Origin of the sequence: uncultured Acidovorax sp. (assembly GCF_964021665.1) — a bacterium.
Taxonomy (GTDB): Bacteria; Pseudomonadota; Gammaproteobacteria; order Burkholderiales; family Burkholderiaceae_C; genus Acidovorax; species Acidovorax temperans.
This window is the reverse complement of record NZ_CAXIAK010000121.1, coordinates 1-8,782: the sequence shown is the minus strand read 5'-3', so window position 1 is coordinate 8,782 and position 8,782 is coordinate 1. Positions and strand designations below refer to the sequence as shown.

5 protein-coding genes and 2 pseudogenes are annotated in these 8,782 nt (G+C 63.6%); 5 read left to right on the top strand and 2 right to left on the bottom strand.

The annotated features are described in order from the left end of the window. Window positions 1–101 precede the first annotated feature (101 nt). Window positions 102–242, bottom strand: a pseudogene (locus AADJ04_RS16815) (helix-turn-helix domain-containing protein); the annotation flags it as partial. Between the two features lie 257 nt (window positions 243–499). Here AADJ04_RS16815 and AADJ04_RS16810 point away from each other — a divergent pair. From AADJ04_RS16810 to AADJ04_RS16790, 5 genes and pseudogenes are all read left to right on the top strand, one after another. Next, window positions 500–939 (top strand): annotated as a pseudogene (locus tag AADJ04_RS16810) (hemerythrin domain-containing protein). 162 nt (window positions 940–1,101) lie between these two features. Continuing rightward, window positions 1,102–3,120 carry a ribonucleoside triphosphate reductase gene (locus AADJ04_RS16805; protein ID WP_341240316.1) on the top strand — a complete coding sequence of 673 codons (2,019 nt, stop codon included), beginning with the start codon at window positions 1,102–1,104 and terminating at the stop codon, window positions 3,118–3,120. Between the two features lie 98 nt (window positions 3,121–3,218). After that, entirely contained in the window at window positions 3,219–3,410 is a 192-nt protein-coding gene (nrdD, locus tag AADJ04_RS16800; RefSeq protein ID WP_044397112.1) for an anaerobic ribonucleoside-triphosphate reductase, read from the top strand. After that, a complete protein-coding gene (locus tag AADJ04_RS16795) occupies window positions 3,400–4,116 on the top strand; it encodes an anaerobic ribonucleoside-triphosphate reductase activating protein (protein ID WP_244939159.1) in 717 nt (238 codons plus the stop codon). The genes nrdD and AADJ04_RS16795 overlap by 11 nt, the downstream gene beginning before the upstream one ends. Before the next feature lie 170 nt (window positions 4,117–4,286). Then, entirely contained in the window at window positions 4,287–6,524 is a 2,238-nt protein-coding gene (locus AADJ04_RS16790) for an NADP-dependent isocitrate dehydrogenase (protein ID WP_341240315.1), read from the top strand. Between the two features lie 101 nt (window positions 6,525–6,625). Here AADJ04_RS16790 and recQ read toward each other — a convergent pair whose 3' ends face one another. Further along, window positions 6,626–8,491, bottom strand: a complete 1,866-nt coding sequence (gene recQ / locus AADJ04_RS16785; RefSeq protein ID WP_341240317.1) for a DNA helicase RecQ — start codon at window positions 8,489–8,491, stop codon at window positions 6,626–6,628. Window positions 8,492–8,782 lie beyond the last annotated feature (291 nt).

Sequence of the window (8,782 nt, the reverse complement as noted above, 5' to 3'; positions counted from 1 at the left end):
CCTATTGCATCACAGCCCTCCGAGCCGTTGTGCTTGATTCTCAACAGCCCCTAGAAGAGCCGAAAAATGGTTTGCAGCGCTTATGCAGAAAGCGCCAGCAGCTATGTTTTTAATAGCCAATCCTTCAGCGCAAGGCGGCGCGCCAGCTTGTGCAGGTTGCTCGCGTCGATGTCCAGCTCGCGGGCAGCGCCCTCCCGGTTGCCGGCGTGGCGGGCGAGGGCGGCCTGGATGCACTGGCGCTGCAGGCGCACGGCTTGTGGCTGCTCGGTCACCAGGTCGGCGAAAACGGCTTCCACGGCCAAGGTATTTATCACCATGGATGGGTATCTTGAACCATGAATAGTGATGGTGAAAATGACCGTGACGCATGCAAGCCCTTGATTCATAAAGAAGAGTGCGGTGGCCTGCAGCTTGCGATGGAAGGGTGTCCCATCGGTGTGGCGCGTGCGCTTTGGCGCACCACCCGCCGTGCCCGTTTCATCACCCCAGGAGTCCTTCCGTGAACATCGACAAATTCAAGCACCAGCATCTCGACATCCTGCGCAGCATCGATCTGCTGCGGCAGTTGACCCACGCCGGGGTGGAGCGCAATGCGGCCGAAATCGCGCAGCGCATCGTTGCCATGAGCAGCACCATCAAGCTGCATCTGGCGGTGGAAGACCAGGCGCTGTACCCTGCCCTGCAGCGCAGCGGCAATGCCAGCCTGGCGCGCAGGGGCCGCCAGTATCAAAGCGACATAGTCAAAGCGACATGGGCCCGATCGCCAGCGCCTACGACGCCTTTGCGCGCCGCTGGAATACGGCCGAAAGCCTGCGCACCGACGAGAAGGGCTTCCGCGCCGAAGCCAACGTGGTGTTGCGCAAGGTGTACGAACGCATGCAGCGCGAAGACCGCGATTTCTACCCCCGCATCGAGGAGCAAGAAGCTGCGCACGCCTGACCGCGCCGCGCCTGCGCGCATTGCTTTCGCCGGCCTGCGGGCCGGTTTTTTTACCCTCGCTTACCGGTGCGTTTGTGTTGGGTCAAACTACCTATGGTGTTTGATGGGTATCGTGGACACCATAGGTAGTGTTTTACTCCATCTCGTAGATTGGTCAAACCCATGGCATCCACCCTTGTTACCTTGCCCCGCGAGGTCGTTTTGCGCAGCGGTCAGCGCGTTCCTTTTGACGCAGAACGCATCCGCGCTGCACTGGCCAGCGCAGGCCAGGCCTCGGGTGAATACGGCGCCGAAGAAGCCGCGCTGCTCACCGCGCAGGTCACCAAGGTGCTGATCCACCGCTTTCATGGCGAAGCTCCCACGGTGGAGCAGATCCAGGACGTGGCCGAGCAGACGCTGATCGCCGCCAACCACCTGGCCACCGCGCGCGCGTACATCGTCTACCGCGAGCAGCACGCCACGCTACGCGCCGACAGGCAGACGCTGGTGGATGTGGAAAGCTCCATCAACGAATACCTCACGCGGGCCGACTGGCGCGTGAGCGCGAATGCCAACCAGGGCTACTCGCTGGGCGGGCTGATCCTGAACGTGGCGGGCAAGGTCACGGCCAACTACTGGCTGTCGCACGTGTACACGCCTGAGATCGGCGAGGCGCACCGCAATGGCGACATCCACATTCACGACCTCGACATGCTCAGCGGCTACTGCGCGGGCTGGTCGCTGCGCACACTGCTGCACGAGGGCCTGAACGGCGTGCCCGGCAAGGTGGAGGCGGGGCCGCCCAAGCACATGAGTTCCGCCGTGGGGCAGATCGTGAACTTTCTGGGCACGCTGCAAAACGAGTGGGCGGGCGCGCAGGCGTTCTCGTCGTTCGACACCTACATGGCGCCCTATGTGCGCAAGGACGGCATGGACTACGCCGCCGTGCGCCAGTGCATCCAGGAGCTGGTCTACAACCTCAACGTGCCCTCGCGCTGGGGCACACAGACGCCGTTCACCAACCTCACCTTCGACTGGACTTGCCCCGACGACCTGCGCGAGCAGGTGCCGGTGATCGCAGGGCAGGAGATGCCGTTTGCCTACGGCGACCTGCAGGTGGAGATGGACCTCATCAACCGCGCCTACATCGACGTGATGACCACGGGCGATGCCAAGGGCCGCGCGTTCACCTTCCCCATCCCCACGTACAACATCACTAAAGACTTTCCGTGGGAGAGCGAGAACGCGCAGCAGCTGTTCGACATGACGGCCAAGTACGGCTTGCCGTACTTCCAGAACTTCATCAATTCCGAGCTGGAGCCGAACATGGTGCGTTCCATGTGCTGCCGCCTGCAGCTGGATTTGCGTGAACTGCTCAAGCGCGGCAACGGCCTGTTCGGCAGCGCCGAGCAGACGGGCAGTCTGGGCGTGGTCACCATCAACTGCGCGCGCCTGGGCTACCAGCACGCGGGCGATGAAGCGGGCCTGTTTGCCGCGCTGGACCGCCTGATGGAACTGGGCAAGCAAAGCCTGGAGACCAAGCGCAAGCTGATTCAGCGGCTGATGGACCAGGGCCTGTTCCCCTACACCAAGCGGTATCTGGGCACGCTGCGCAACCACTTCAGCACGCTGGGCGTGAACGGCATCAACGAGATGGTGCGCAACTTCACCCACGGCCGCGAAGACATCACCAGCGACTTTGGCCACGCGCTGGCCCTGCGCCTGCTCGACCACGTGCGCGAACGCATGGCGCAGTTCCAGGAAGAAACTGGCCACCTCTACAACCTGGAGGCCACGCCCGCCGAAGGCACCACCTACCGCTTTGCCAAAGAAGACAAAAAGCGCTGGCCCCACATCTTGCAAGCGGGCACGGCCGAGCAGCCGTACTACACCAACTCGTCCCAACTGCCCGTGGGCTTCACGGACGACCCGTTCGAGGCGCTGATGCGGCAAGAGGCGCTGCAGTCCAAATACACCGGCGGCACGGTGCTGCACCTGTACATGGGCGAGCGCCTGTCCAGCGGCGCCGCCTGCCGCGAGCTGGTGAAACGGGCGCTGACGAACTTTCGCCTGCCCTACATCACCGTCACACCCACGTTCTCCATCTGCCCCACACACGGCTACCTGGCGGGCGAGCACCCGTTCTGCCCGCGCTGCGATGAAGAGCGGCTGGCCGCCAAGCGTGCGCAGCTGGCAGCGTAGTACAAGCCAAACAGGGCTCCAGCGCTTATCTATCAAGCGCTAGCAGCTATTGTTTTTGAAGCAACCTGATTCCCAACCACCCACCAAGGAGTTTTGCCATGACCCACGTTTCCACCACCGAGAACACCGCCCTGGCCGCCGCCGTGCAGTTGACCGACGCCGAACGCCAGCCCTGCGAGGTGTGGACCCGCGTGATGGGTTACCACCGCCCCGTGGCCAGCTTCAACACGGGCAAGCAGGGCGAGCACCACGAGCGCCAGTTCTTCAGCGAGCGCGGCTGTGCCCGCTAACCCCAGCCCTGCCCCGGCCCACACGCTGCGCATTGGCGGCATCACGCCGCTGACCACCATCGACTTCCCCGGTCGGCTGGCGGCCGTGCTGTATTGCCAGGGCTGCCCCTGGCGCTGCAGCTATTGCCACAACCCCGAACTGCTCGACGCCACCACGCCCGCCGAGATGGACTGGCCGCAGGTGCTGGCCTTCTTGCGCAAGCGCCAGGGCTTGCTGGACGGCGTGGTGTTCTCGGGCGGAGAGCCCACCCTGCAAGCGGGCCTGCCGCAGGCGCTGGAAGAAGTGCGCGCCCTGGGCTTTGCCACGGCCCTGCACACCGGCGGCATGTACCCCGAGCGCCTAGCCGCTGTGCTGCCCCTGCTCGACTGGGTGGGGCTCGACATCAAAGGCCCAGAGCACCGCTATGCCGACATCACCGGCGTGCCGGGCAGCGGTGCCCGTGCGTTTGAATCGCTGACCCTTTTGCAGGCCAGCCCCGTCGCGTTTGAATGCCGCACCACCTGGCACGCCGGGCTGTATGAGGCGCAAGAACTTCAGGCCCTGGGCGACCAGCTGGCTGGCCAGGGCGTGCGCCACTGGGCCGTGCAGGTTTGCCGCCGTGTCCCCGGCGCGCCCGATGTGACGCCCTCGACCGTGGCGGCCCCGGTGGGGGCGCAAATCCCGCGTTTTGAGGTTCGGGGCGGCCAAAGAGGGGCTGTTGGGTAAAAAAACTGGCCTCCGATGGCTGTTTTTTTGCATTATGAGAATCCATTGCAAAAAAAGGGCATTTAGACAGCCCGGCGCAAGCAGAATCGGAGACCATTCGAATTTGATCGCTGTCGCTGGTCTGTTTTGCGGGCCGGTGGCTTTTCCACTCCTGTTCCTCGAGACAAGTCATGAGTACACAGCAACCCTCCATCATCTACACCCTGACAGACGAAGCGCCACGCCTGGCCACTGCGTCTTTCCTGCCCATCGTTCGCAGCTTTACGGCCCCGGCGGGTATCAACGTGACCGAGAGCGACATCTCGGTCGCAGCACGGGTGCTGGGGGAGTTTCCGGAGTACCTGAAGGAAGAACAGCGCGTGCCCAACACGCTGGCCGAACTGGGCAAGAAGACCCTGCAGCCTGATGCCAACATCATCAAGCTGCCCAACATCTCTGCTTCGGTGTCTCAGCTCAAGGCGGCCATTGCCGAGCTGCAGTCCAAGGGCTATGCGCTGCCCGACTACCCCGACCAGCCCAAGGACGACAAAGAAAAGGAAATCAAGGCCCGCTACGGCAAGTGCATCGGCTCTGCCGTGAACCCCGTGCTGCGTGAAGGCAACTCCGACCGCCGCGCCCCCAAGGCCGTCAAGGAATACGCCCGCAAGAACCCCCACAGCATGGCCGAGTGGAGCCAGGCTTCGCGCTCGCACGTCTCGCACATGCACGCTGGCGACTTCTACCACGGCGAAAAGTCCATGACGCTGGACCGCGCCCGTGACGTGAAGATGGAGCTGATCACCAAGAGCGGCAAGACCATCATCCTGAAGCCCAAGGTCAGCCTGCTCGACCGCGAAGTGATCGACAGCATGTTCATGAGCAAGAAGGCCCTGCTGGAGTTCTACGAAAAGGAAATCGAAGACGCACGCAAGACCGGCGTGATGTTCTCGCTGCACGTGAAGGCCACCATGATGAAGGTCTCGCACCCCATCGTGTTCGGCCACTGCGTGAAGATCTTCTACAAAGACGCGTTCGCCAAGCACGCCAAGACTTTTGAAGAACTGGGCGTGAACGTGAACAACGGCATGGTCGATCTGTACACCAAGATCGAATCGCTGCCACAAAGCCAGCGCGACGAGATCAAGCGCGACCTGCACGCCTGCCACGAACACCGCCCCGAGCTGGCCATGGTCGATTCCGCCAAGGGCATCACCAACTTCCACTCGCCCAACGACATCATCGTGGACGCCTCCATGCCCGCCATGATCCGCAACGGCGGCAAGATGTGGGACGCCAACGGCCGCCTCAAGGACGTGAAGGCCGTGATGCCCGAATCGACCTTTGCCCGCATCTACCAGGAGATGATCAACTTCTGCAAGTGGCACGGCGCGTTCGACCCCAAGACCATGGGCACGGTGCCCAACGTGGGCCTGATGGCCCAGCAGGCCGAGGAATACGGCAGCCACGACAAGACCTTCGAGATCCCCGAAGACGGCGTGGCCAACATCACCGACCTGGCCACCGGCGAAGTGCTGCTGAGCCAGAACGTGGAGCAAGGCGACATCTGGCGCATGTGCCAGACCAAGGACGCCGCGATCCGCGACTGGGTGAAGCTGGCCGTGAACCGCGCCCGCAACTCCGGCATGCCCGTGGTGTTCTGGCTCGACTCGTACCGTCCGCACGAGGCGCAGCTGATCACCAAGGTCAAGATGTATCTGCACGAGCACGACACCACCGGCCTCGATATCCAGATCATGAGCCAGGTGCGTGCGATGCGTTACACGCTGGAGCGCGTGATCCGTGGCCTGGACACCATCAGCGCCACCGGCAACATCCTGCGCGACTACCTGACCGACCTGTTCCCCATCATGGAACTGGGCACCTCGGCCAAGATGCTGTCCATCGTGCCTTTGATGGCTGGTGGCGGCATGTACGAAACCGGTGCGGGCGGCTCGGCTCCGAAGCACGTGCAGCAGCTGGTGGAAGAAAACCACCTGCGCTGGGATTCGCTGGGTGAATTCCTGGCCCTGGCCGTGTCGCTGGAAGACCTCGGCATCAAGACCGGCAACGCCAAGGCCAAGGTCCTGGCCAAGACGCTGGATGCCGCCACCGGCAAGCTGCTGGACAACAACAAGAACCCCAGCCCCAAGACCGGCCAGCTGGACAACCGCGGCAGCCAGTTCTACCTGGCCCTGTACTGGGCACAAGAGCTGGCCGCGCAGACCGAGGACGCCGAACTGGCCGCCAAGTTCGCACCTTTGGCCAAGCAGCTGGCTGCCGACGAGCAGAAGATCGTAGACGAGCTGAACGCCGTACAAGGCAAGCCTGTCGATATCGGCGGCTACTACCTGCCCGATACGGCCAAGCTGGACGCGATCATGCGCCCCAGCCAGACGTTCAACAACGCACTGAAGGCCGTGCTGGGCTGACGATAAGCTGTGCACGTTGAGGGCCTACGGGCCCTCAACGTCGAGTTTTCAGCCTGAGAGGCGCTGCTCGCAGCGCCTCTTTTTCATGGTGGGTGCTTGTTTCATTGGGCCGCTGCCGCGCACACCCGCAGCACTTCAGAACCATACGCTTCCAGTTTCTTCGCGCCCATGCCGCTGATGCCCTGCAGGTCGTCCAGCGAAGCGGGGTTGCGCTCGGCAATGGCTGCCAGCGTGGCATCGTGGAAGATGACGTAGGCGGGCAGGTTGTGTTCGCGGGCCACCTCGGCGCGCCAGGCCTTGAGGTTGATGAAGCGCACCTGCGCGTCGGGCCCCAGGTTGGCGGCGGCGGCTGGTGGGGCGCTGCTCTTGCGCGTGCGCTTGGGCGCGGCGGCCGATACGGATTCGCGCAGTTGCACCGGCACCTCGCCCTTGAGTACGGCGCGTGAGCCTTCGGTGAGGCACAGCGTGTCAAAACTCATGCCGCTGTCCAGCATCACCTTCTGCAGGCCGACAGCCCCGGTGGCAATCAGCTGGCGCAGCACGCCGCGCAGCTGGGGCTCGGTCAGGTCTGCGCCAATCCCGAAGGTGGAGAGCTTGTCGTGCCCGAACTGTGCCACCTTGTCCGTCTTCTTGCCGCGCAAGATGTCCATGATGTGCCCAGCACCAAAGCCGATGCCGCTGGCCTGGTGCACGCGGTAGATGGTGGACAGGAGCTTGCGTGCGGCGTCCGTGGCATCCCACACGGCGGGTGGGTTCAGGCAGTTGTCGCAATTGCCGCAGGGGGTGGAGGCCTCGCCAAAGTAGGCCAGCAGCCGCACGCGGCGGCAGTCGGTGGCTTCGGCCAGGGCCAGCAGGGCATCGAGCTTGCCGCGCAACGCCTGCTTGAACTCCTCACCCGCCGGGCTCTCGTCGATCATGCGGCGCTGGTTCATCACGTCCTGCAGGCCGTAGGCCATCCAAGCATCCGCGTTCAGCCCGTCACGGCCCGCGCGGCCGGTTTCCTGGTAGTAGCCTTCGATGTTCTTGGGCATGTCCACATGCGCCACAAAGCGCACATCGGGCTTGTCGATGCCCATGCCAAACGCAATCGTCGCCACCATCACGATGCCTTCTTCGCGCAGAAAGCGGTCCTGGTGGTTCTGGCGCACTTTGGTGTCCAGCCCTGCGTGGTAAGGCAGGGCGTTGATGCCCGCATCCTGCAGCGTGGCGGCCAGCTCTTCCACGCGCTTGCGCGACTGGCAATACACCACGCCTGCCTCGCCCGAATGCTCACGCTCGATGAAGCGCAGCAGTTGCGTGGTGGCGTCCTTCTTTTCGACGATGGTGTAGCGGATGTTGGGCCGGTCAAAGCTGCTGATGAACAGGCGTGCATCCTGCAACTGCAGCCGCTCGATGATGTCTTCGCGCGTCAGGGCATCGGCCGTGGCCGTGAGCGCAATGCGCGGCACCTGCGGGTAGCGCTCGTGCAGCAGCGTCAGCGCCCGGTACTCAGGGCGGAAGTCGTGCCCCCACTGGCTCACGCAGTGGGCTTCGTCAATGGCGAACAGTGACAGGTTGCCGCTGTCGTACAGGCTGTCGAGCAGGCCCAGAAAGCGCGGCGTGTTCAGCCGCTCGGGCGCGGCATACAGCAGCGTGATCTGGCCGGTTTGCAGCCGCCATTCCACGTCTTGCGTGGCGTCAAAGTCGAGCGTGGAGTTGAGAAACGCCGCATCCACCCCCGCTTCGTGCAAAGCCCCCACTTGGTCGTGCATCAGCGCGATCAGCGGCGACACCACGATGGTCACGCCCTTGCCCTGCCGCTGCCGTACGATGGCAGGCACCTGGTAGCAGAGGCTCTTGCCGCCGCCTGTGGGCATGAGCACCAGCGCGTCACTGCCCGCAATCACATGCTCAACGATGGCCTGTTGCGGGCCGCGAAACTCCTCGTAGCCAAAGACATCCTGCAAAACCGATTGGGCAGGCGACAGCGCGGAAGATGGACGGGAAGACAAGCGGTGACTCTGAATTTGATAGCTATCAGCGCTTATAAATAAAGCGCTAGAGGCTGATTTGACTGATATTTCTTGGCGGGCGTGCCGCTGGCGAAGCGCGTATTGTGCGCCGGGTGCTGCGCCCCGCGCGGCGGCGTCTACCACCGCCGGGCAGTGGGCCCGTCCACCGGGGCGCGTCGGCGGATGGGCAGGGCGAAAAAAAGCCCGCTGGCGCCCAATGCCAGTCAGTTAAGCCCGCAGGCGGCTTGATCCAGTAAAAAGGGGACG